The 23,605-nt window shown below is 38.8% G+C and carries 24 protein-coding genes and 1 tRNA gene; 16 read left to right on the top strand and 9 right to left on the bottom strand.

Annotation, left to right across the window (positions count from 1 at the left end; genetic code table 11):
- The first annotated feature begins 98 nt into the window (after positions 1–98).
- The 3 genes from ACZSMY_RS00580 to ACZSMY_RS00570 all read left to right on the top strand — a co-directional run bounded on the left by ACZSMY_RS00580 (position 99) and on the right by ACZSMY_RS00570 (position 2,047).
- On the top strand, positions 99–578 hold the full coding sequence (locus ACZSMY_RS00580; RefSeq protein WP_193063236.1) for a GAF domain-containing protein: 480 nt from the start codon (positions 99–101) through the stop codon (positions 576–578).
- Between the two features lie 393 nt (positions 579–971).
- On the top strand, positions 972–1,574 hold the full coding sequence (gene rpsD / locus ACZSMY_RS00575; RefSeq protein WP_042535395.1) for a 30S ribosomal protein S4: 603 nt from the start codon (positions 972–974) through the stop codon (positions 1,572–1,574).
- 281 nt (positions 1,575–1,855) lie between these two features.
- Positions 1,856–2,047, top strand: a complete 192-nt coding sequence (locus ACZSMY_RS00570; RefSeq protein WP_042535397.1) for a hypothetical protein — start codon at positions 1,856–1,858, stop codon at positions 2,045–2,047.
- Positions 2,048–2,587: 540 nt separating this feature from the next.
- On the opposite strand, the gene ACZSMY_RS00565 is transcribed toward ACZSMY_RS00570, so the two are convergent.
- Positions 2,588–2,788, bottom strand: a complete 201-nt coding sequence (locus ACZSMY_RS00565; RefSeq protein ID WP_042535399.1) for a CsbD family protein — start codon at positions 2,786–2,788, stop codon at positions 2,588–2,590.
- A 139-nt stretch (positions 2,789–2,927) separates the two neighbouring features.
- A complete protein-coding gene (locus ACZSMY_RS00560) occupies positions 2,928–4,163 on the bottom strand; it encodes a dicarboxylate/amino acid:cation symporter (RefSeq protein WP_193063234.1) in 1,236 nt (411 codons plus the stop codon).
- A gap of 299 nt (positions 4,164–4,462) precedes the next feature.
- Here ACZSMY_RS00560 and ACZSMY_RS00555 point away from each other — a divergent pair.
- The 7 genes from ACZSMY_RS00555 (at position 4,463) to ACZSMY_RS00525 (ending at position 11,538) form a co-directional block, all read left to right on the top strand.
- A tRNA-Val gene (locus ACZSMY_RS00555) sits at positions 4,463–4,535 on the top strand.
- 710 nt (positions 4,536–5,245) lie between these two features.
- Positions 5,246–6,973: an ABC transporter ATP-binding protein gene (locus ACZSMY_RS00550; protein WP_465147396.1), complete on the top strand. Its 1,728-nt coding sequence runs from the start codon at positions 5,246–5,248 to the stop codon at positions 6,971–6,973.
- The gene (locus tag ACZSMY_RS00545; protein ID WP_465147395.1) at positions 6,963–8,768 is read left to right on the top strand and encodes an ABC transporter ATP-binding protein; all 1,806 of its coding nucleotides are present in this window, start codon (positions 6,963–6,965) and stop codon (positions 8,766–8,768) included. The genes ACZSMY_RS00550 and ACZSMY_RS00545 overlap by 11 nt, the downstream gene beginning before the upstream one ends.
- A 184-nt stretch (positions 8,769–8,952) precedes the next feature.
- Complete coding sequence (locus tag ACZSMY_RS00540) at positions 8,953–9,678, top strand: alpha/beta hydrolase (RefSeq protein ID WP_042535408.1); 726 nt, start codon at positions 8,953–8,955, stop codon at positions 9,676–9,678.
- Between the two features lie 89 nt (positions 9,679–9,767).
- On the top strand, positions 9,768–10,280 hold the full coding sequence (locus ACZSMY_RS00535; RefSeq protein WP_042535410.1) for a YjcG family protein: 513 nt from the start codon (positions 9,768–9,770) through the stop codon (positions 10,278–10,280).
- A 6-nt stretch (positions 10,281–10,286) separates the two neighbouring features.
- Positions 10,287–10,712 carry a GNAT family N-acetyltransferase gene (locus ACZSMY_RS00530; RefSeq protein ID WP_289584941.1) on the top strand — a complete coding sequence of 142 codons (426 nt, stop codon included), beginning with the start codon at positions 10,287–10,289 and terminating at the stop codon, positions 10,710–10,712.
- 112 nt (positions 10,713–10,824) lie between these two features.
- The gene (locus ACZSMY_RS00525) at positions 10,825–11,538 is read left to right on the top strand and encodes a YetF domain-containing protein (protein WP_042535414.1); all 714 of its coding nucleotides are present in this window, start codon (positions 10,825–10,827) and stop codon (positions 11,536–11,538) included.
- Between the two features lie 58 nt (positions 11,539–11,596).
- On the opposite strand, the gene ACZSMY_RS00520 is transcribed toward ACZSMY_RS00525, so the two are convergent.
- Complete coding sequence (locus ACZSMY_RS00520; RefSeq protein ID WP_042535417.1) at positions 11,597–11,845, bottom strand: hypothetical protein; 249 nt, start codon at positions 11,843–11,845, stop codon at positions 11,597–11,599.
- A gap of 220 nt (positions 11,846–12,065) precedes the next feature.
- Between ACZSMY_RS00520 and ACZSMY_RS00515 the strand changes: the two genes are divergently transcribed.
- Positions 12,066–12,536, top strand: a complete 471-nt coding sequence (locus tag ACZSMY_RS00515) for a CotY/CotZ family spore coat protein (protein WP_042535419.1) — start codon at positions 12,066–12,068, stop codon at positions 12,534–12,536.
- Between the two features lie 58 nt (positions 12,537–12,594).
- Here ACZSMY_RS00515 and ACZSMY_RS00510 read toward each other — a convergent pair whose 3' ends face one another.
- Both ACZSMY_RS00510 and mgtE read right to left on the bottom strand, forming a co-directional pair.
- A complete protein-coding gene (locus ACZSMY_RS00510; protein WP_042535421.1) occupies positions 12,595–13,041 on the bottom strand; it encodes a CotO family spore coat protein in 447 nt (148 codons plus the stop codon).
- A gap of 137 nt (positions 13,042–13,178) precedes the next feature.
- Positions 13,179–14,558, bottom strand: coding sequence for a magnesium transporter (mgtE, locus tag ACZSMY_RS00505; protein WP_042535423.1), 1,380 nt, complete (start codon positions 14,556–14,558; stop codon positions 13,179–13,181).
- 980 nt (positions 14,559–15,538) lie between these two features.
- Between mgtE and prpE the strand changes: the two genes are divergently transcribed.
- The gene (prpE, locus tag ACZSMY_RS00500) at positions 15,539–16,288 is read left to right on the top strand and encodes a bis(5'-nucleosyl)-tetraphosphatase PrpE (protein ID WP_193064328.1); all 750 of its coding nucleotides are present in this window, start codon (positions 15,539–15,541) and stop codon (positions 16,286–16,288) included.
- Here prpE and ACZSMY_RS00495 read toward each other — a convergent pair.
- From ACZSMY_RS00495 to yjbM, 3 genes are read right to left on the bottom strand one after another with little or no spacing between them, the layout of a single operon-like run.
- Entirely contained in the window at positions 16,263–17,186 is a 924-nt protein-coding gene (locus tag ACZSMY_RS00495) for an RluA family pseudouridine synthase (protein WP_289585383.1), read from the bottom strand. The genes prpE and ACZSMY_RS00495 overlap by 26 nt on opposite strands.
- Positions 17,187–17,990 carry an NAD kinase gene (locus ACZSMY_RS00490; protein ID WP_042535429.1) on the bottom strand — a complete coding sequence of 268 codons (804 nt, stop codon included), beginning with the start codon at positions 17,988–17,990 and terminating at the stop codon, positions 17,187–17,189.
- 20 nt (positions 17,991–18,010) lie between these two features.
- The gene (gene yjbM, locus ACZSMY_RS00485; protein ID WP_042535431.1) at positions 18,011–18,619 is read right to left on the bottom strand and encodes a GTP diphosphokinase; all 609 of its coding nucleotides are present in this window, start codon (positions 18,617–18,619) and stop codon (positions 18,011–18,013) included.
- A gap of 265 nt (positions 18,620–18,884) precedes the next feature.
- Here yjbM and ACZSMY_RS00480 point away from each other — a divergent pair, with 265 nt between their 5' ends.
- From ACZSMY_RS00480 to ACZSMY_RS00465, 4 genes are all read left to right on the top strand, one after another.
- Positions 18,885–19,454 (top strand): CYTH domain-containing protein, encoded by a 570-nt coding sequence (locus tag ACZSMY_RS00480; RefSeq protein WP_042535433.1) that lies wholly within the window; start codon positions 18,885–18,887, stop codon positions 19,452–19,454.
- Between the two features lie 143 nt (positions 19,455–19,597).
- Entirely contained in the window at positions 19,598–19,987 is a 390-nt protein-coding gene (locus ACZSMY_RS00475; protein ID WP_042535435.1) for a globin domain-containing protein, read from the top strand.
- Between the two features lie 15 nt (positions 19,988–20,002).
- On the top strand, positions 20,003–20,866 hold the full coding sequence (locus tag ACZSMY_RS00470) for a ClpXP adapter SpxH family protein (protein ID WP_042535437.1): 864 nt from the start codon (positions 20,003–20,005) through the stop codon (positions 20,864–20,866).
- 646 nt (positions 20,867–21,512) lie between these two features.
- Positions 21,513–21,692, top strand: a complete 180-nt coding sequence (locus ACZSMY_RS00465; RefSeq protein ID WP_139089162.1) for a hypothetical protein — start codon at positions 21,513–21,515, stop codon at positions 21,690–21,692.
- 66 nt (positions 21,693–21,758) lie between these two features.
- Here ACZSMY_RS00465 and pepF read toward each other — a convergent pair whose 3' ends face one another.
- Positions 21,759–23,570 (bottom strand): oligoendopeptidase F, encoded by a 1,812-nt coding sequence (gene pepF / locus ACZSMY_RS00460; RefSeq protein ID WP_042535439.1) that lies wholly within the window; start codon positions 23,568–23,570, stop codon positions 21,759–21,761.
- Positions 23,571–23,605 lie beyond the last annotated feature (35 nt).

The following is a 23,605-nucleotide window of genomic DNA, read 5'->3' as shown; positions in this document are numbered from 1 at the left end:
AAGAAAGGGATAAATCCTTTAATCGATTATCGACAATAAATTTCAATATGTCATTATTTGTCACGCTTTTACTATAAACTTTTAGGAGGTAATACATCATGTTTCAACAACTTGATTATTCTGGAGAAAAAACAAAAGACTATGAGCTTCTTATTAAACAACTGGACGCACTATCCACAGGAGAATCAAATCAAACCGCGCTATTAGCAAATGCTTCCTCTCTGCTCAACCAATTTTTAGATGAAGTTAACTGGGTTGGATTCTACTTAACCGAAAACGAAGAATTAGTGCTCGGCCCCTTTCAAGGACTTCCTGCCTGCATTCGTATCCCTTTTGGAAAAGGAGTTTGCGGTACTGCGGTTTCTAAAAATAAAACACAGCGTATAGCAGATGTCCATCAATTTCCTGGTCATATCGCCTGTGACGGAGCTTCAAAGTCCGAAATTGTTATTCCTATTTCCCGCAATAAGGAAATTATCGGTGTTTTGGATATCGACAGTCCGATTTATGACAGATTCGATGCAATCGATCAAGATAATTTAGAAAAATTTGTTGCACAGCTTGAGAAACATTTATAAACGTCCTTTTTCACTATAAATGGTAACTGTAGATATATTCATTATAACGGATTCGAATGCATAATAAATCATTTTTGCTCTTAGAGAAAAAAATATTCTAACTTAACATTTTGTTAATTTCACTCTAATTTAGCCTGATTTATTTAACTCTATGTTAATTTTATGTTGACAAGCGTATATGTAAATTATATACTATAATTTGTGTAAAATAATAAAGTGGCCTAAGTGAGTCGACGCTTGCACTCATTTTGTTCCTTTGTAAGTTTCAGCTTATAAAGGTGTATCGTGTAACTCTCTGCTGCTGGAGCGATGGTACATGAAAACATAATGAACAACGGAACGATCACGCGCGTTTTATTTTATGCAAATAAAACATAAAGGAGGAAATGTCCTATGTCACGTTATACTGGATCAGTATGGAAGAAATCACGTCGTCTTGGCATTTCATTAACTGGAACTGGTAAGGAATTAGATAAACGCCCTTACGCTCCTGGTCAACATGGACCGAACTCACGCAGAAAACTATCTGAATACGGCTTGCAAATGCAAGAGAAGCAAAAACTACGCTTCATGTACGGATTGAACGAACGTCAATTCCGTAACCTGTTCAATAAAGCTGGTAACATGAAAGGTATCCATGGTGAAAACTTCATGATTCTTCTTGAATCTCGTCTTGATAACCTTGTTTACCGTTTAGGTCTTGCTCGCACACGTAAACAAGCTCGCCAATTGGTTAACCATGGTCACGTTACAGTAGATGGCGTTCGCGTAGATATCCCATCTTACTCTGTAAAACCAGGTCAAGCAATTGCTCTTCGTGAAAAATCTCAAAAACTAGATATCGTTACAGAAGCGATTGAAGTGAACAACTTCGTACCAGAATATACTACTTTTGATGCGGAGAAAAAAGAAGGTACGTATGCTCGTTTCCCTGAGCGTTCTGAACTTCCAGCTGAGATTAACGAACAGCTTATTGTTGAATTCTACTCTCGTTAATCGGGTTGAACTGAATTTAAATACAAGAAAAGCCTTGGAAATGTTGTTAAATCAATGTTTCAAGGCTTTTTTTATATACATTTTGCAATAGGTTGAAGAACTGTGTTTTCGGTGGCTTTTTAGTTAGAAAAAATGCGTGAGCAGGAAGCTTAACCTTTCAATATGAGGGCTTTTTTATTTAAAAAGTCCTTATTGATTGTTTAATATATAGATAGATTGGCAATACTGGTTTTTAAACATGAGAAAGAATAATACGTTTAATAACTTGGAGGGATTTTAAAATGGAAGCATTTGATATTTATACGAACGGGGCGCAACATACAGTAGTCGCTAATTCTCAAAAAGAAGCTAATGAATATTTTAAAAATATTTCCAGAAAGAAAATCATCTATTCTGAGCCTGTGGCTGGACCAGGAATAATTAGTTGGTCAATTCGCGACACTTCAGAGTTTAATAACATGGAAAAACAGTAAATTTAATTGATAAGGCCTCTCACGCTCTGTGAAGGGCTATTTTTATAAAATGAAAATTATTTTATTAATCTTAAGAACCACAATCTGGTTCAGGTTAATCAGTTTGGAGTAACCATGAATGCAGTTTCGCCTGCTTTTTCGGCGGGTTTTAGAAAAACCAAGAACACCGCTTGGTCTTTAAATCACAGGTGTCCTCGCCGAAGCGATGTCCGGATGTCCGCTACGGGAAGTCGCTTTCCGCGGGCAACGTTCAGCCTCACGGTAAGAAAACCGCTTCCTGCTCAGGTCTACCTGTTGCTTTTTCCGTTGGAGCGGCTATATTCAGCATTTTTTATATACTTTCTTACTCTTTACAAAATGACCATTCAAACCTTGCTATATCAAGGCTGTTATATTCCATTCATTTCTACTCTCATTAATAGCGTGAAGCCTGTTCAAAAAACCCCAGATTCCTTGCTTATCAAGGTATCTGGGGTTTTTATATTTAGGCAAAAGCCGACCTAACGATTTTCAAAATGTTATTGCCGTTAAAACAGCCTTTTATTTTGTATCATTTTCATTCGAACTGTTCAGCTCATCTTTTATTTCGCCTTTTTTATCTTTTGCGGCGCCCTTTGCTTTATCAGCTTTTCCTTCCGCTTGCTTTTTCGGGTTATCTGTTGCTTTGCCGTACGCTTCTTTTGCTTCACCTTTTATTTTATCTCCTGCACCTTTAATTTTATCTTTAAAACCATCACTCATGTTAATATACCTCCTACGAAATCTAACAATTTATTTATATTATTTGTGTTCCACGAATAATATATTTCTAAACTAAATAATTTAAAAAAGGTGCTGTGCCCCAAACTTACCGGGACACAGCACCTTTGCATTTTATAAATTAAGTCCTGGCGGCATCTGCTTTCTCCATCCAGTCTTTCCCTTCGATATGTCTTGCCACAACCATACTCGACACCGTATCACCAGTAGAATTCACCATTGTAGCCGGCGGGTCAACAACCACTCCGATAGCTGTGATGATTGGCAGGGCCTCAATCGGAAAGCCATACAATGTGATAATCATTAACTCCCCTGTAAAGCCGCCTCCCGGAATTCCACTCATCACGATACCAGATAATAAACAAATACCAATGGCAGTTAAAAATGTATCGATTCCAGTGAAATCCTGATTAAATACCCCAAAGATAAAGGCGATTTTTAACATAGCAGATAAACAGGAACCATCCATATGAATGGTGGCTCCAAGCGGCATAATGGTCTCACGAATATCTTTCGGAACACCAATCCGTTCTGCCGCCTGCAGGTTAACCGGGATTGTTGCAACACTGCTTCCAGTCCCCAGTGAGGTTGCAGCCGGTCCAAGTATATTTTTCCAAAAGCGGCTGACTCCTTTTTTTCCGCCAGCAAGGAAGGCATATAATGTAAAACCAATCGCAAAATACAATACAGCCACAGGGTAATAGACAATCACTGCCCTGGCATAATCACCAATCAACGCTGTACCAAATTCCCCTACTAAGGATGCAAAGTACGCGCCGAGCCCAATCGGAGCATAATACATAATGAGTTTAATTAACTTCATAAACACATCGGAAGCACTCGTTAGCAATCTTCCAAACGGTCTCCCCTTCTCTCCTGCCAATCCAGTTGCAACACCGACCAGGATGGACATCACAATAAGGGCCATCATATTATCTCTTGAAAATAAATCAACAAAATCAGGTACTGTAAATGTATTGACTAATTGATCCCCTAAACTCTGTTCTTCTATATTTTCAGGAGTGCTTAAAGGGATATCGACACCTGAGCCCGGCTGGAATATAACAGTAGCAATAAGCATCACTACAGAAGCAATCACCCCGGTTACGACAAATACGGTAATCATCGACCCCATGATTTTCCCAAGCCGCTTCATGCTATCCATGCCGGCAATCGCTGACGAAATAGAGAAAAATACAAGCGGGATAACAATCATAAATAATAAATTAATAAATAAATCCCCAAAAGGTTTGATCACAGTTGCATCATCTCCAAAAATCAATCCAATTATCGCTCCAATAATAATAGAAGCTAAAAGAATAAGTGGAAATCGATAGGCTTTTAATTTTTCTAGCATTTTATATTTCCTCTCTCTTTCAAATTAAATATAATGTAATCTATTTCATTTTACAGGAAGGAAGAATTGAAGGAAAGTTATTAAATATTCTTATGATTTTAAATTTATCTATTCCTAAGATGTATTGTCCCTCATTTATTCCACTTTAACAGGCGGACAAAAGCATAGAGAATAGTCTATTAAAATAAAGCAGTCATCAAAAACTCATTTTTCGATGCGATTCAATTAGAACGAAATAAATATTTATTAGCTTGTCTTCTGCTTCATTTGGCTGTATAATATAATTTGTACTTACATACGATTCCGTAGCTCAGCTGGGAGAGCGCCACCTTGACAGGGTGGAAGTCGTTGGTTCGAGTCCAATCGGAATCATTCATTAATAAATAGCGACTTCTAACCATTTAGGAGTTGCTATTTTTATTTTTACTCATGCTCGTTTTCCTTTTTACATACTATCTATATAAATTGAAGTAAGAAATTACACTTTATTTTTCTTATAAAAACGACGAAATAATGATTGAAAACAGTAACTAGCGACGGTTTTTGATGGGGCGAGTAATCGCAATGGTTTTCGGTGGGGCGAGTAACCGCAGTCCCAGTCCCAGAAGAAAAACACAGAGACTCCTGGTCAGCTAAGAACGGTCACGTCCTGTGACCAACGACCGACACTAGGACGTCCTGTCCGTCGTGGGAAAGCGCGGAGGGAAGACCCCGCAGAAAAAAAGCGAACTTCTTTTTTTCTGCGGGGCATAAGTGCGACTTTGCTTCTGTCTGCGCCTGACGGCTTGCCAATCAGCAAGTCTTCTTTAAAGGAGATGAGCTCGGGGCCCACGGAAAGCGGAGTGTTTTTCTGGGGTTGCGATTACTCACCCCATGAAACCCGTTGTAGCGGTAGCTATTAATTTCAATTTATATAGTTATTATTGTAGATTTTACAGGGTTATAACTCCCCCCCATCATCACTTCGTAAACCGAACCAAATACTGGCTTATTTATCACCATTCATTCTATAATATAGTAAACAATTTATTTCCATTTTAATTTCTGAATACTTTTACTCTTTTAGTTGGCGGGTGGTTGATTTGCGAAAGGTGTTTTCCTATTTAAGACCTTATACATTTCCTTCAATAATTGCATTCTCATTAATGCTTATCGAGCTTACAGTAGAGCTGTTGCTTCCCCTCTTCTTGGGACTGATGATTAATCAAGGGGTAGTAAATCAGGATATCCAAAATATTGCATTTTGGGGTTCGATTATGATTGGCCTGGCTCTTTTATCCTTTCTTGCAGGCGTTCTAAATTCTTTTCTGTCCTCTCATGTCAGCTTTTCCTATGCTTATGATTTGCGGGAGGAACTATTTTCCAAAATTCAGAGCTTCACCTATGCAAAATTAAATAAATACCCTACATCTTCTCTGGTTACGCGGTTTACAAATGATATCCGCCAGATTCAGAATACCGTTTTCATGGTGCTTCGTATTATGGCAAAAGCACCATTGACTGTCCTTGGCGGTGTTATCATGGCTTTTGTAGTCAATGCGCAGCTGGCATTGATTTTTTTAGTCACTGTGCCGCTTCTCATTTTATTTCTTTTATGGATATTAAAAATTTCAAGCAAATTATTTAAACAGGTACAGAGCAATGTAGACGATGTCAATCGTGTCATGCAGGAAAACCTTGCCGGTATGAGACTCATCAAAGCCTTTACCCGCCGCAGCACAGAAGAAAACCGATTTGATGACGCCAACCGGACACTTGCTGTGACGACCCGAAAATCCTTTCGAATTGTGGAATCATCCGGTCCCGTTTTATTGTTTGTTATGAATTTAAGTTTAATTTTTATTATCTGGTTCGGAAGCATCCAAACTGTTAACGGGCAGGCAAATATTGGTGAAGTTGTTACGATGATCAATTATGCGCTTCGTGTAGCGATGGCCATTTCTATGTTTTCTTTTATTATCATGATACTTTCCAGAACAAAGGCGTCTGCCGAGCGAATCAGCGAGGTGCTCACAGAGGAAGATGGAGAACAAGAGGAGTTAAAACAGGCGGTTTTTTCTTTGTCGAAAGGCCGCCTCGTATTTGAGAATGTCTCTTTCCGTTATCCGGACGCATTTAAGGAAACACTATCAGATATTTCATTCTCCGTAAATGCTGGTGAACGACTGGCGATTATCGGAGCAACAGGGTCCGGGAAGACTTCTTTATTCCAGTTGATACCCCGCCTTTACGAGCCTTCTAAAGGAAATATTTACGTAGATGATATACTTTTAACGGACTATTCCTTCAAGGCTTTACGGGATGGTATCGGTTACGTTCCGCAGACACCGCTTTTATTTACCGGCTCTATTTTTGATAATATCGCTTTTGGAAAAAAAGACGCAACAATGGATGAAGTGATTCAAGCAGCGAAGGATGCACAAATCCATGATACGATTCAACAGCTGGAACATCAATATGAAACCCGAGTCGGTCAGAAAGGAGTAAATCTCTCTGGCGGACAAAAACAACGCATCTCTATTGCCCGCGCCCTTATTCGCAAGCCGGAGATGTTAATGCTCGATGACAGTACAAGTGCACTTGATTTAGCTACTGAAGCACGTTTTCTGCAAGCGTTGAATTATTATCCGTATACAGTTCTTCTAATCACACAAAAAATAGCTACTGCTAAAACGTCCGACCGGATACTTCTGCTAGACCAAGGAAAAATTCTGGATATCGGTACGCATAATGAGCTGCTCGACCGCTCTGAATTATACCGGGCTGTCGCAGAATCACAGCAGGAAAAGGAGGTTCTCCATGCGAAATAATTCTTTAAAAGCTGCTTTTCAATATAAACGAATTGATGTATCAACTGTGGATACAGGTGCTTCAAAAAAAGCAGAAAACATGGGAGCTGTCTTAAAACGGATCTGGAACTATTTAAAAATGGAAAAAGGGAAATTATTTCTTGTTATTTTCATGGTCGTTATCAGTTCATTATTTGCTCTATTGGGTCCCTTTCTAGTCGGAATGTCTATTGACCATTTTATTGCAGTCGGGCAGCTAAACGGACTTGGTCTGCTGCTTTTAGGATTGGTTATCGTCTACATGATCCATTCCTTATCGCTCTTTCTTCAAAACTATTGGATGGTAGATATTGCACAACAAACCGTATATACGCTGAGAAAAAATTTATTTGAACAATTTCACCGCCTCCCTATCTCCTACTTTGACCAGCGTCAGCATGGGGAGTTGATGAGCCGGCTAACCAATGATATCGATAATATCAATAACACCCTGAACCAATCAGTGATTCAAATTTTCGCCAGTGTGCTTACTTTAATCGGTACAGTCAGTATTATGCTCTATCTGAGTCCTATCCTGACAGTTGTTACGATGTCGATTATTCCAGCCATGTTTTTCGCGATGCGCTGGATTACCAGAAGAACCGGACCTCTTTATAAATTACAGCAGCGGGATTTGGGAGATGTTAATGGCTATGTAGAAGAAATCGTTTCCGGTCAGCATGTTGGGAAGACGTATTCACAGGAGGATTATGTAAAAGACCAGTTTGAGCGAAGAAATAAATCCTTGCAGAATACTGGTTTTTGGGCTTTGACCATCTCAGGGTTCATCCCAAAAATCATGAATACCTTGAATTTTTTAAGCTTTGCGATGATCGCCTTTGTCGGCGGTGTGCTAGTTATCACGTCAAACGGAGCACTGGTTACTGTCGGAACGATTGTTATCTTTACTGAATATGCCCGACAATTCACCAGACCTTTAAATGAATTATCAAACCAATTCAACTTGCTGCTATCCGCTATCGCGGGTGCAGAAAGAGTATTTCAGGTAATGGATGAAACCCAAGAGGAAGTTGACGAGGACGGGGCAATAGAGCTTCCAGATACAAAGGGACATCTTGTTTTTGGCCATGTCGGCTTCGGTTACGAATCAGCAGACATTCTAAATGATATCAGCTTGGAAGCAATGCCCGGAGAAACAATTGCATTTGTAGGCCACACCGGCGCCGGGAAAACTACCATTATTAATCTGATTTCCCGTTTTTATAATTATGATAGCGGACAGATTACATTGGATGGTATCGATATTAAAAAAATAAAACGGACCAGCCTGCGAAAGCATATGGCTTTTGTTTTACAGGATACATTCTTATTTCACGGAACGATTCGGGAAAACATCCGTTACGGCAACTTAGATGCGACGGATAAAGAAGTAGAACAGGCTGCGAAGAATGCGAATGCTCATGACTTTATCATGTCTTTGCAGGATAGATACGACACCGTGTTGGATCAGGACGGAAGCGGCATTAGTCAGGGACAAAAACAGCTGTTGACCATCGCCCGCGCATTATTAGCAAATCCGAAAATTTTAATCCTTGATGAGGCGACCAGTAATATTGACACCGTAACAGAGCTGCACATTCAAGAAGCATTAAAACGCCTGATGAAGGATTGCACAAGTTTTGTTGTCGCCCATAGACTCAATACGATTCGGGAGGCAGATAAAATTATCATGCTGGAAGATGGAAATATCATGGAGCAGGGCAGCCACGAGGAGCTTATGAAACGGAAAGGGAAATATTATCATCTTTATCAATAAAATGAGACTTTATTCAGCCGATTTTTGCTTTTCTTACTAAATATCAGTTGAATGAATCAGGGTGTTACACTGCGATAGAATAAACTGCAAAAGGACGTTCAAGTGACAGCACCATTACACAATGATAAACTATTTCTATACGATAAAAACATATTATTCATTATAAAAAATGGAGGTGGGAAGCTTGCGCAGGAAAGGAAAAATGATTGAAAAAGAAATAAACAGCTCCTTTTTAGGAGAAACGATGACATTACAGATTTATCATCCTGAAGTCTTCTCTACAGCGTATAAATATGAAATCTGCATCATGCAGGATGGAAAGGATTACTTTCAGATGGGACGAATCGCTACATTAAGCGACAAGCTTCATGATGAAAAAGAAATGCATAATGTGATTTTTGTGGGAATTCATTACAAAGATAAATATGACCGCAGAGAAAAATATCACCCGTCCGGCGAGCAGAATGAAGCATACACAGATTTTCTCATCCAGGAAGTCGTGCCATATTTAGATGAACTGATTCCGGCAAATCACCAGGAAAAATCACGTTCTATTATTGGCGATTCTCTGGCAGGAACATTGGCATTGATGACCGCAATGAAATATCCGGACCTATTTGATAAAGCAGGAATACAGTCCCCTTACGTGGATGATAAGGTGTTAGCTCATGTGGAGCAGGCAAAGCCCCTGTCCACACTGGATATTTATCACACCATCGGTACAGAGGAAACAGAAGTAAAAATGAGCGACGGGAATACAGCTGACTTTGTAGAACCGAACCGCAAATTAAATCAGACATTGGAAAATGCTGGAGCAGCATATACCTATCATGAATTAGAGGATGGTATCCATACATGGAAGTATTGGCAAAATGATATGCGCCGCCTGCTCACAACTTTATTTGATTAAAATTTCTATTTTCCATTTCTTTTGCTATACTTATGTAAATACAGATTATTTATAGCTGATAATAATTTATATACTAGGAGGTTGTATGAATGAAATATGGAATCGCTATTTTCCCTTCAAAAAACGTACAGGATCAAGCAAATGCATTAAGAAAGCGTTACGACCCAAGGTACGCGTTAATCCCTCCGCATATTACATTAAAGTACCCGTTTGAAACAGATCCGGAGCAGATTGATGACGTGGTTCAGGAGCTCCATAAAATTGCGGGCAGCGTAGACCCTTTTTATATTCATATCAATAAGGTAAGTACCTTTGAACCGATAACAAATACCATTTATTTAAAAGTTGAACCAATCGAACAGTTACAAACGCTCAATGAACACCTGCAGCAAGGAATTCTTGAGAATAACCAAAAACATTCTTTTGTACCGCATATTACAATTGCCCAGGATTTGGAGCATGATGAATTCTCAGATATTGTAGGAAGATTAAAAATGGAAGGTTTTGCAATCAAGGATTATATTGACCGATTCCAGCTGTTATACGAATTAGATAACGGTTCTTGGACGGTATATGAAACATTTTTATTAGGAAAGGAATAAACACGCATGCTCGTAAAAACCGCACGGACACCGGAAGAATTACAAGATGTCTATCACATTCGAAATAACGTATTTGTTAAAGAACAAAACGTGCCGCCGGAAGAAGAAATCGATGAATTTGATAATACAGCTACGCATTTTATCGCTTATGATAAAGAAACCCCTGTTGCGGCCGCCCGTCTGCGCTTCACAGAAGACGGTTACGGCAAATTAGAGCGTATCTGCGTGCTCAAATCTCAGCGAGGGAAGGCTATCGGCAAGAAATTAATGCAAAAAATGGAGGAAGAAATTACAAATCAGGATTTTCATAAAGCCAAATTAAACGCACAGACACATGCGCAGCTTTTTTACCAAAAGCTTGGCTATGAAGTGACATCTGGAGAATTTATGGATGCAGGCATTCCTCATGTCACCATGGTTAAAGAATTGTAATTTTATAATATAGAGGCTCTTATCTCTGGCAGATAAGGGTCTTTTTTAATACATTTTTTCTCTGCTTTTGTACACACTATAAAATACTGTGTACATTAAAGGAGCGTATGATATGTCTAGTTATATGAGTATGTTTACAGAAGTTATCTTTGGTTTTTTCGCATTATTTTTAATCACAAAATTATTAGGCAAAACACAGATTTCTCAGATTACTCCATTTGATTTTATTTCCGCATTGCTCTTGGGAGAATTAGTCGGGAATGCTTTATTTGATCCTAATGCCGGGATACCGGAAATAGCATTCGTCGTAGCTCTATATGCTATTCTCATGTATATTATCGAAATCGTATCACAAAAGTATAAGCGGACCAGACATCTGCTTGAAGGAAGTCCAACCATTATAATCCATCGCGGCAAACTTGTCCGGGATATGATGAAAAAAACCAAGCTGGATATTAATCAGCTGCAGCACCTTTTAAGAGAAAAAGATGTGTTCTCTATCAGTGAGGTAGAATTTGCAGTATTAGAAGCAAATGGAACGGTTTCTGTTCTGAAAAAAACGGATTATCAAACGCCTACACGCAAGGATCTAAAATTATCTCCCCAGGATGTTACCTTGCCTATCACGCTCATTAATGACGGGGAAATCATTCAAGATAATATGGAGGAGAAAAATCTTCCATTATCCTGGCTGGAGGAGTCTATCCATGAACAGGGGTATAAAGATGTTTCAGAAATTTTTTATGCAGAGTATATAAAAGGGAGTCCTCTATACATTGTACCCTTTTTTAATCGTAATCATAAAAAATATACAGATTATGATTGAGGCTGATCTTCTGCTTAATCATAAGGAAGCATTCCTGTTGGAAACAGGAATGCTTTTATTATACATATTTATTGATATGCCTTCCTCTCCCCGTGATGAGGGAAGAATCCAGCGGCAGGTCGATTGGTTTTTGAGGTTCAGGCCGATTGCGGTAATAGCGCTCATATGTTGCGCTTAGTTCCTGATGCTTTCTATCCAATTGAACCTTAAAAGCACTTTCTACTTGGTCCGCTTTTTTCTGGGTCGGCTGTACTCTTTGATGATAATCAGCATACTGTGAAGTCTGCACCGGAAGAATATATCCCATCCCCCGCACCTCCTTTGTATAGTCACCTTTATATACCCTTCCTCAAAAATTTGAAACCGCTTTTTTCTATATTATATACAGTTTCTTAATTTTTGTATAGTCAGAATTTTATTTTTATTGCAATAGCCATTCATCATAACCACACTCGCCCACACCAACACAAGGAAGACACATATCCTATAAGGAAAGAAAATTCAAATTGTGAAAGGAGCAATTTCTCATGGGTTGTGGAAAAAATTACGATACCGGAAGTTGTGTAGCAGATATTTTAAAAGACATTGTTGATGCTCAAAATGACATTGTAGAAAATTGCTGTGATACGAGCTGTGAACAATCAATCAACGATCTTTTATGTACAAATGAAGTAACGAATGATTTAGACACCGTACCTGTTATTCTATACTGCAAGGATTGCAAACCTTTTAAAGGGTTTGGCACCACGAAAAACCATCACAACAAGATGAATCCTATTTTATCAAGCTTTATTTTCAGGGTGAAAAAAGTAGATAAAAACAATTGTGCTATTCTTGAGTTATTACTCAGTGATGGAGAAAGCTGCGGTTTTGATCATATGAAGGATCCTACTGACCAAAACACCGAAGACCTGGAAGCAACAGGTATTTGTATCACAGTAGATTTAGATTGTTTCTGCCATGTTACTTGCTTACCAGCAATTAGAGCATTTCACTAAAATAGCAGCAAGAACCAAAAAGACACCATCCAGGTAATATATTCCTGGACGGTGTTTTTTAAAACCCTAATAACTGAATGCTTTCAATATCCTTAATTGCAATTTCCACCCTGTTTTTTCGGTTATTTAACTGTAAAAAAACAGTATCTTTTTCTGTTTCACGAATAATGCCCCGGTATTTTTTATTAGAAGCTGTCATTATTTCACACCTTATCGACGGAGCAAATTCAGAACGATTGGTTAAATAATTAATTTTTTCCGGAATCGTCATTTCCATAAACTTTTTCTTGCTCGATTGCTGTTCTTCTGACCGGGAGCTCTCGGCTGATGGTCTTTTTTTATCTTTTGGCTGTGTTTTATTCAAAGTCGGGACTTCGTTTGAATGGAGTTTCTTCTGTCTTCTATAGTCGCCAACATAATTTTCCTGCATCGGAGCTTGAGATGCTTTCAGTTGAGGCTGGCTGATGTAAAGTAAAGGAGCTTGCGCTTTATTTTTTTCTGTCATTGGTCATTACACCCCTTCTCGGCTTATCTTGTATAGTGTATGAACCTAGATTTTGTTTTGTGTCAAAAGCGCCATGTCTCTACATATGAAAAAGGATTGCCTCTAATTTGTGAGACAATCCTTTTTCAGTCATATAATCAAATTAAATAACTCATAAATGCAGTGGCCATTCCAAAATAAATCAATGTAGAAATAAGGTCATTAATCGTTGTAATAAATGGTCCTGATGCTACTGCCGGGTCAATATTCAAGCGATTCATCAGCATCGGGATAAGAGCCCCTGCTAATGTTGCTACAAGAAGGGAACCCATAATAGATAATCCTAAAAGTATGCCTAAATAAATACTTCCCTGCCATATAAAAATAATTGCTGCAAGGATTATTCCACAGAAGACCCCATTGATGAGTCCTGTTAATGCTTCTCTGCCCAAAAGCTTCCATTTTCCAGTATTCTCAAATTCTCCTGTTGCCATTCCTCGTACAGATACAGCAAGAGCCTGTGTCCCAGAATTACCTGCTGTCCCTCCAATTAAAGGGATAAAAGCAGCTAAAATCGCTACTTGCTCCAGGGTTTCTTCAAAGCTGGCAATCAATGTAGCAGTTAACATACCTAAAAATAACAGGATAACCAGCCAAGGAAGTCTTTTTCTTGCTGAACGAATTGCTGTATCGTCCTTAATATCCGTGTTGGACATTGCGGCTAATTTGGAGTAGTCCTCACTGGCCTCTTCTTCCATAACGTCTAAAATATCATCGACTGTGATAATACCTAGAAGATGATCTTGAAAGTCAACTACCGGAAGTGCAAGAAAATCATAATCCCTGAACATCTGTGCAACATCTTCCTGATCCTTTGCAACGGATACAGCGACAACTTTGGTACTCATGACTTCTTTAATCAATGTATCATGGTCCGCAATAATTAAATCTCTTATTGATAAGACACCGACTAAATGTTTATCATCATCGAGAACAAACAAGTAATAAATCGTCTCAGCGTCTGGAGCTTCTTTTTTTAACTGATTCATCGTCTCCGCAACCGTTTGATTTTCAAAGAGGACGACATATTCTGTTGTCATAATACTACCAGCGGTTTTTTCTTCATAATGAAGCAGCTGTTTAATATCGTTAGCAGATTCCTTATCCATGATTGTTAAATAACTGACCACTTTTTCTTTATCCAGCTCATTCAAAATATCGACTGCATCATCGACAGGCATTTCAGCAAAAATCATCGCAGCATATCTCGGATCCATCTCCTCAAAAAACTCAACGACATCATCCAAATCAATATTGATTAATATCTCTGACATTTCTTCAGGAGATAAATACGTGTATATCTGTGACCTTCTTTCTTCATCCTGCTGCTGGAAAAATACAGCCTGATCATATGGATGGTTTTCCAGAAACTCTGTCCGAAACTCCTCCATGTTTTCCATTTCCAATGCTTCTTGAACTTTATCAATATGTTCTTGAAACTGTTCTTTATATTGAACATCATATTGATCCTTTTTCATAGCAATTCCCCCTTTCTTTTCACTGATTTTCTTATTCTTACACATCCTTCCCTATTTTACAAGATGCGAAACAAATAGCAAGTCTTATAGCAGCAAACAAGAACTTTATCTCACTATATAAATTGAAGTAAGAAATTACACTTTATTTTTCTTATAAAAATGACGAAATAATGATTGAAAACAGTAACTAGCGACGGTTTTTGATGGGGCGAGTAATCGCAATGGTTTTCGGTGGGGCGAGTAACCGCAGTCCCAGTCCCGGAAGAAAAACACGGAGACTCCTGGTCGGCTAAGAACGGTCACGTCCTGTGACCAACGACCGACACTAGGACGTCCTGTCCGTCGTGGGAAAGCGCGGAGGGAAGACCCCGCAGAAAAAAAGCGAACTTCTTTTTTTCTACCCGCGGGGCATAAGTGCGACTTTGCTTCTGTCTGCGCCTGACGGCTTGCCAATCAGCAAGTCTTCTTTAAAGGAGATGAGCTCGGGGCCCACGGAAAGCGGAGTGTTTTTCTGGGGTTGCGATTACTCACCCCATGAAACCCGTTGTAGCGGTAGCTATTAATTTCAATTTATATAGATAATCAGCTTTTTCTTTGCTGGCTATACACTTAAAAAGGTTACGATGCTATTTATTTTCCTGAAGGCAACTTTTTTACCCAGCACTCACTTTATATGTGTTTTTTCTTGTTGTCAAGTAAATTTCCTTCAATATATTATTTTGTGTTAGGGAAACATTAACTTTTTCCAATTTGAAGTTCACGTGTACAGGAAGATTACTATATCTATTATTTCAATTTACATGCGTGTTCAAAAAAGCACGGTAAAAAAATACGCTTCAAAAATGGAAAAAATCCAATACATAATGGACCGGTAAAAAAGATTTCATTCACCATCACATACTTCAAAGAAAATTAAGTTATACTGTAAGATGAGCCTATATTTTAATGAAATGAACTTATATGTACAAGGAGGTTTGACGATGAAATTAGATATTATCGGCGACATACATGGATGCTTGGACGAGCTTTTAGACTTGCTGGACAAGCTGAAATATCATCAGAATAATGGCATCTATTCTCATCCTCACGGCAACAAAATCGTATTTATAGGAGACATCACAGACCGCGGACCAGATTCCATCGCTGTTATACGGCTGGTCTATCAGTTAGTTATGGAACAAAAAATAGCTTATTATGTCCCGGGAAATCATTGCAATAAATTATACCGTTTTTTTTTAGGAAACCGGGTACAGGAAAAGCATGGTTTAGAAACGACGGTTGCTGAATGGAAAAGCTTAAATGAATCTCAACAAATGGACATTCAGGAAAAGTTTATGACGCTTTATGAGAAAGCTCCTTTGTATTTACATTTTGAAGACATGAAATTAGTTGTTGCTCACGCAGGAATAAAGGAACATTTAATTGGACAGAAAGACGGGCACACAAAATCATTTGTCCTTTATGGAGATGTCACTGGCCAAACAGACCATCAGGGAAAACCAATCCGGCGGGACTGGGCAAAGCATTACCGGGGAGAGCCATGGATTGTTTACGGGCATACACCTGTTATAGAACCGCGTCAAATCAACCGGACAATCAATATAGATACAGGTTGTGTGTTCGGAAATAAACTGACTGCTTTTCAATTTCCCGAGCAGACAATCATTTCCGTGCCATCCAACCAATCCTTTCAGCCTGAGCGGTTTACAGATTTCCCGGATAATCCATAGACAAGCTTTTTTTACATGCAGCCATATCTGAGGAAAGCATACAGTGGAATTGCATTTTCTTATGTTCAAAAGGATTCTCCCATTCAATTGCTGTACAATGCAGCGCTTGACGCTCGAGGGCATCTGTGCTTCCTCCATACAGGTCATCACCCAGAAGAGGATGCCCCAAATGGCTGAAATGAACACGAATTTGATGCGTTCTCCCTGTTTCCAATTGAATTCGCAAAAGAGAGGCTCCAGAAAGTTTGGATACAGTCTGGTAATGTGTCGTTGCTTCCTTTCCATCCTCCCAGTTCACTTCACGTTCTATAATAGATGTTTTCTTGCGGGCGATTGGCGCATGTACCGTTCCGGCTGAAGGAGTCATTTCTCCAGTAATAATCGCTTCGTACGTACGATGGATTTGATTCTTTTTCTGCGCTTCGGATAACAGCGCATGCGCATACCGGTTTTTCGCAACTAAAACAAGACCAGACGTATCTCTGTCTAATCTTGTTACGATATGCACCGTTGCCGGATGATCTGATGCATTATAATAGGCCTGAATCCCGTTTGCTAATGAATCACGGCGGTCATTCATTGCTGGAAGACAAGCCTGACCAGCCGGTTTATTTAATACTAAATGATCTTCATCCTCATAAATAATTGCCAAATTCATTTCTGTTGCTTCAATACCGCCTGACACTTCATCAGGAAAAATGACGGTTAACGTATCATTTTTCCTGAGTGCTTCGGTTATATAGCTCTTCTTTTCGTTGATTAAAAATTTTCCGCCCTCTTGTTTCATAGCAGTCAGCAGTCTTCTTGAAAAGCCCTGCTTTTTCTGTAAAAATTCCTTTATCGTCAGCTGAGCACTATCCTCCGGAATTACCCAGCTTTTTTGTATCGCTGCAGTCACTTAATCCACCTCAGTAACAAAGGAATCCCGTACACGATGCCAGAAAGGAAATTGTCTAAATCGCGCAAAACGGATTTTTTCATTGGCCACACGGCATTGAATCGATTTTACTTCATGATAATTCTTTGTGAAATGATCAATCTGAATCAAGAAGGAATTATCCACCATCGGCTTTAGAAAGCATGTATGGTGCTTCGGTAAAACTAACGGCGAGCCAATCGTCCGGAAAACACGGTTATTAATCGATGCATTCTCCGTTATCTGAATAGCTTCCAGAGACGGGTGAATAATTGCTCCTCCAAGCGCTTTATTATATGCTGTACTGCCGGAAGGGGTCGATATACATATCCCATCCCCGCGGAATGTCTCAAAATGCTCCCCCTTCAACTCCACATCTAAGACAACAGATGAACCATCTGCCGTTTTGATCATCGCTTCATTTAACGCAAGATGCCTGTCTTCTTTTTTCCCTAATTCGTCCCGGATGATTACTTCCATTAATGGATATTCTACCGTTTGAAATGGCGTTCTCGCAATTTCAGTCAAGAGCTTATCCACTTCCTCCTGCGTCCAATCCGTGTAAAAACCTAAATGACCGGTGTGAATCCCGATAAACGCTGTTTCTTTCAGACGGTGATTATAGCGATGAAAAGCTTCTAAAAAGGTACCGTCGCCGCCAACTGAAATAGCCAAATCAGGCTCCTCCTTGTGATATTCCAGTCCAAAAGACTCCAAATATTGCCGCATCATGTTCTTTATTTTATTTGACCGCTTGTCTCCTCTAGAAACAATTTTAAACTTCATTACATTTTCCCATCCTTTGCCTATGATTTACGATGAAAAACACGCTGAGCTTCATGGATTTCACTTCTGATTTTAGACATTTCTTCATCCAGTTTAAATGCAGCCTCGGCAGCCTTCTGCAGACGCAGTTTAACCTCTGAAGGTAAATTCCCTTCATATTTATAATTTAAAGAATGTTCATTGGTCGCCCAAAAATTCATCGCAAGTGTACGTATTTGAACTTCAGCTATAACAATTATTCTTCCCGTCACCGTCTCCACGGGGTATTCAATAATCATATGATAAGATCTGTACCCGCTATCTTTTTTATGAAAAACATAATCTTTTTCTTCAATAATTTGAAAATCATTGCGTTTCCTGAGCATTTCGACGATGGGATAAATATCATCAACAAATTGACAAACAACTCTTATCCCTGCGATATCCTGTAAGGTGTCTAAATTCTCAAGAGGAATTTGCCGTTCACGCGCCTTTTCGATAATACTTGGTATTGGTTTTACTCTTCCTGTGACAAACTCAATCGGTGAATTGCTGGATTCTCTCTCATACTCAGCACGAATCCCTTTTAGCTTTACTTTTAATTCTTCCACTGCCTGTTTATATGGCGCTAACGTTTTTCCCCAGTCCATCGAACATCACCCTATATGTAAACTAATATTATTATTTTTATTTTATCACAGAGTAGCATTAGTACAAAGGAAAGAGGGACTTTTAAGGAAAACTCGGCAAACCGGGCCTTAAATAGGATGCTCTTAAACAACCTGCTGTCAGGAATCTCCACGCCAAAGTATCGGGTTTTTTCGAAAGCCATCTGCCCGCATAGTTATTTTTTGCAATGCTTCTTCATACAAGCCATAATAGAGATAATCTAATTTTAGAACTGGAGATTTATGTATGAGCCAAGAAGTAGAAATTGAATTTAAAAACCTGCTGACCACACAGGAATATAATCAACTGGCAGAAGCTTTATTTTCACAGGCAGAGACAATAGAGCAGACAAATTATTACTTTGAAACGCCCTCCTTTGATTTAAAAGGAAACCATTCTGCATTACGAATACGGAAAAAGAACGAAACATATACTTTAACATTAAAAGAACCGCATCCGGATGGATTATTGGAGACGCATGACAAGCTGTCAGAGGAAGCATTTCTATCATGGACTTCCGGCTCGCCGACAGAAGCTCCAAATGTATTAAAACAGCTGCAGGAAATGTCTGTCGACGTGTCATCGCTGACTTATTTAGGAAAAATGACCACCTTACGAAAAGAGAGACCTTATCAGGATACACTCATTGTTTTAGATAAAAGTATGTATTTAGATGCGGTGGACGCTGAGCTGGAATTAGAAGCAGCTTCAAGGGACCATGGAGAAAAAGTATTTAAAAGCTTACTTGGAAACTATGAAATACCTTTCCGGGAAACGCCCGCTAAAATAGCACGTTTTTTTAATCAAAAACAGTGAAACCCCCTGTAAAAAGCAGTTGTATTACAAATTGTTATTCTCCATTTGTAATAACAAATAGGAGATTAGCCTTCTGTTACGGTACAGATTATTTGATGAAGTGAATCTATATTGCTACAATACTAGTACAAGGAGCAAATGATATGAAACAAAATAATATAAAAACGGTATATAGCGGAATTGGCGGTTATGAAAAGATGGAGCAGATTGTGGAAACATTCTATGGATATGTAAAAGAAAATCCTGTCTTAATACCGCTTTTTCCGGATGATTTAACCGAAACAGCTCATAAACAGAAGTTATTTCTCACACAGTTTTTCGGCGGTCCGAGATTGTATGAAGAAGAACGCGGACATCCGATGTTAAGAAGAAGGCATCTTCCGTTTCCGATAACACCAAGTGCCCGAGATGCTTGGCTGGCCTGTATGAATCTTGCACTAGTAGAACACGAGGTAGAAGAACCTTATTATACGGAAATGATGGAACGAATGACCTTGACTGCAAATCATATGATGAATACCCCTGAATCTTAGAAAGGAGCATTCAAAATGAATGGAAATCAACAAGAACTGTCATCTTCTAATCAAATGGACCCTGCTTTTAACTACATGAAATATGTTCAAAAACCGATTGAAATGTATGTTTTTATTGATCCATTATGTTCTGAATGCTGGGCATTAGAGCCTTATCTAAAAAAGTTATATGTTGAATATGGCCGTTTTTTTACGATAAAGCATGTAATCAGCGGACAGCTGACCGCATTAAATTCAAATGGTTTAAATAAAAACAAACAAACAAAACAATCCAGTTTCACTCATTTCCCAAGCAATCATAAAGAGATTGATTACCCTTGGGTTCCAGCTCTCGCAATTAAAGCAGCGGAACTGCAAGGCAAAAAGGCCTCTAAACAATTTATTCGCAAAATACAGGAGACACTGTTTTTTGATAAACAGAATATCTGTAATGAGGATGTCTTATTAAGATGTGCCTCCGATGCAGCTTTAGATATCGAAGAATTTCAAAAGGATTTATTCTCAAATACTTCTAAGCGTGCACTGCAATGTGATTTACACCTTGCTTATGAGATGGAAGTAGATTATACACCTACCATTGTTTTATTTAACCAGGAAGTTGAAGATGAAGGTGTAAAGCTTTCTGGACTTCATCCGTATGATATTTATGAATTTGTGTTAAAAGAAATTTTACAGCGCACACCGATTCCGTCTGTAAAACCATCATTAATCGACTATCTGCAATTACAGAAAACAGTATGCACAAAGGAACTATCTGTTATTTATGACTGGTCCATTGATAAGACAGAAAAAGAGCTTAAAAAGCTGCAGTTTCAGCAAATCGTTGAGAGAGTGCCGGAAAAAAATGAATCCTGCTGGAAATACCTCGGCACGCTTTGAATCTATCATGATTAATGTCTGAGCTTCCTAGAAGTTAAGGCTTCCCGGCAGCCAAACGACCGATGCGTTAATACAAATTAGGAAATACACTTATTTTGAGCATGGTTATCAATTTATTTTATTTTGAACCTGATCCGATCAAAAAAAGACCGGATCAGGTTTTTTTGATAATAAAAAAGATACACGGGGCAGCGTGTATCTTTTTTTCCGTCTTTGTATAATTACAAAGGGGGGATGGGAGAAAGTTTCATGATCAAACAAAAGGGGTATTTGTTTGTAATCAACTTACAATTATATTCTAGCAAGTTCCTTTTCAGTTTTCAATAATTATGTGCATCTTTTCACAAAATATTCACTTCTGTTCTTTTCCGGCAGTCATTGTGTCATTTTTGTTGGACTTTTTGAACTTCCTATAATAACAAATGTTTAAAAAGTCTGATAAAAATGACCAAGAAGTTCAAGGCGACGAGATTTTTCCGAACGGAGCGTATGCTTTAAAATACGTGAGTAGCGGAAAAATCTCGTCAACGCAGAAATTCGCCGTGTCATTTTTATTGGACTTTTTGAACTTCTTCTTCTAGAAGAAATAACTCGGACATATAATGCAGTACAAACCAATTCCCCATCAAAGGAGGAGTCCAATCATATGCGGCGTAATTATTTTCCTTTCTTATTCATACTTTTAGTGATTATCGCCTTTTTCTTTAATTTATTAGGCTTTATGAACATGATACCTATGTATATAACGCTCCCCTTATTACTCGCATCCATTTATTGTATGCTGTCTTCCATTGCCTATCAGAAAACAAGAGGATACCGGCGCTGAAAATAGCATCTATTATATCTAAAACGGTCAGGAAACCGAGCTTCCTGACCGTTTTTATGATTCATTTTATTTTTCCAGCAATGCTTCCATCTCTGTCAATTTTTCTTCAAAAACATCCAGCGCATCTAAAATAGCTTGTTTCTGCGTCATATCCACGCCAGCTTTTTTCAATACATCAATAGGGTCCTCGCTGCTACCGGATTGCAGGAAGCCTAAATAGCGGTCCACAGCGCCTTCTTCCCCATCTAAAATCTGCTTTGACAGCGCCGTTGCTGCAGAATAGCCTGTAGCATATTGATATACATAATAATTCATATAAAAGTGAGGAATTCGCGCCCATTCTAAGCCAATTTTTTCATCACTTACAACGTCTTCTCCATAATACTTTTTATTTAAATCATAATACACCTCTGTCAGCTTATCAGCAGTTAACGCCTCTCCATTTTGAGCCAGCACATGAATATCATGCTCGAATTCAGCAAACATGGTTTGGCGGAATACGGTTCCGCGGAAACCTTCTAAAAAGTGGTTTAATATATAAAGCTTTTCCTTTTCGTCATCCAGATGCTCTAATAAATAATCGTTTAATAGTGCTTCATTTGTAGTCGACGCCACTTCTGCTACAAAGATGGAATAGTTTCCATAACGGAACGGCTGATATTTTCTCGAATAATAGCTGTGCACAGAATGTCCCAATTCATGAGCCAGCGTAAAAGTATTATTCACATCATCCTGCCAGTTCAAAAGAATATATGGATTTGTTCCATATGTCCCTGACGAGTAGGCGCCGCTTCTTTTTCCTTTATTTTCTTCTACATCGATCCAGCGCTCGCTAAAGGCTTCCTCTAGAATACCGGCGTATTCTTTCCCTAATGGCTTTAAGCCTTCCAGGACGTATTTTTTAGCTTCTTCATACGTAACAGGCATTTTCACATCTTTTACGAGCGGTGTATATAAATCGTACATATGCAGTTCATCGACACCGAGAATTTTCTTTCTTAATTTGGCATAGCGATGCAATAAAGGTAATTTTTCATTCACTGCCTCAACTAAATTATCATATACCTCCTCAGGTATATGGTTATTATCTAGAGCAGCCTGACGTGCACTTTCATAATTCCGGACTTTCGCATTAAAATTATGTGATTTCACCTCTCCGCTTAATGTAGAGGCAAATGTATTTTTAAATGAACCGTACGTGTCATACATCGCATTAAAAGCTTGTTCGCGCACATTCCGGTCCGATGATTCCATAAATGTAGAGTATCTGCCGTGCGTCAGCTCAACTTCTTCCCCATCCGCATTTGTGATGGACGGGAAGGTTAAATCGGCATTATTCAGCATACCGAATGTTTGTGAAATGGCTCCGATCGGTTCATCTGCCTCTGCAAGCAATATCTCTTCCTTCTCGCTTAATATATGCGGACGGCTGTGATTTATATCATCTAATACTTTTTTATAAACCTGAAGTTCTTTGTTCTCTTCTATAAACTGCTTGAGCTTTTCTTCCGGTATTTCTAAAATCTCCGGTACAAGAAAGCTAAATTGGCTGGATGCAGTCGTCAGCAGATTTTCTGCCTGCGCATTTAACCCTTGGTAAAAGGAATTCGTCGTATCCTGGTCCGTGCGTAAATGACCATAAACATACAACTTACCTAGACGCTCTGACAGTTCATCCTGAACCTGTAATGCTTCTAATAACGTATCTGCGGAAGTCCCTAATTTCCCTTTATACGCTGCCAATTTTGAAATATCATTTTTTAAGCTTTGAAATTCTTCTTTCCATTGTTCATCCGTCTCAAAAATATCTTCTAAACGCCACGTAGACTCTTCTGGTATTTCATCACGCTTTGGTAATTGTTTTGCTGCTTTTGCCATACGATTATTGCCTCCCTTTTTACAATTCAACAGTA

Source organism: Oceanobacillus sp. B139/18, assembly GCF_055524595.1.
This window is presented reverse-complemented; position numbering and strand designations above follow the sequence as displayed.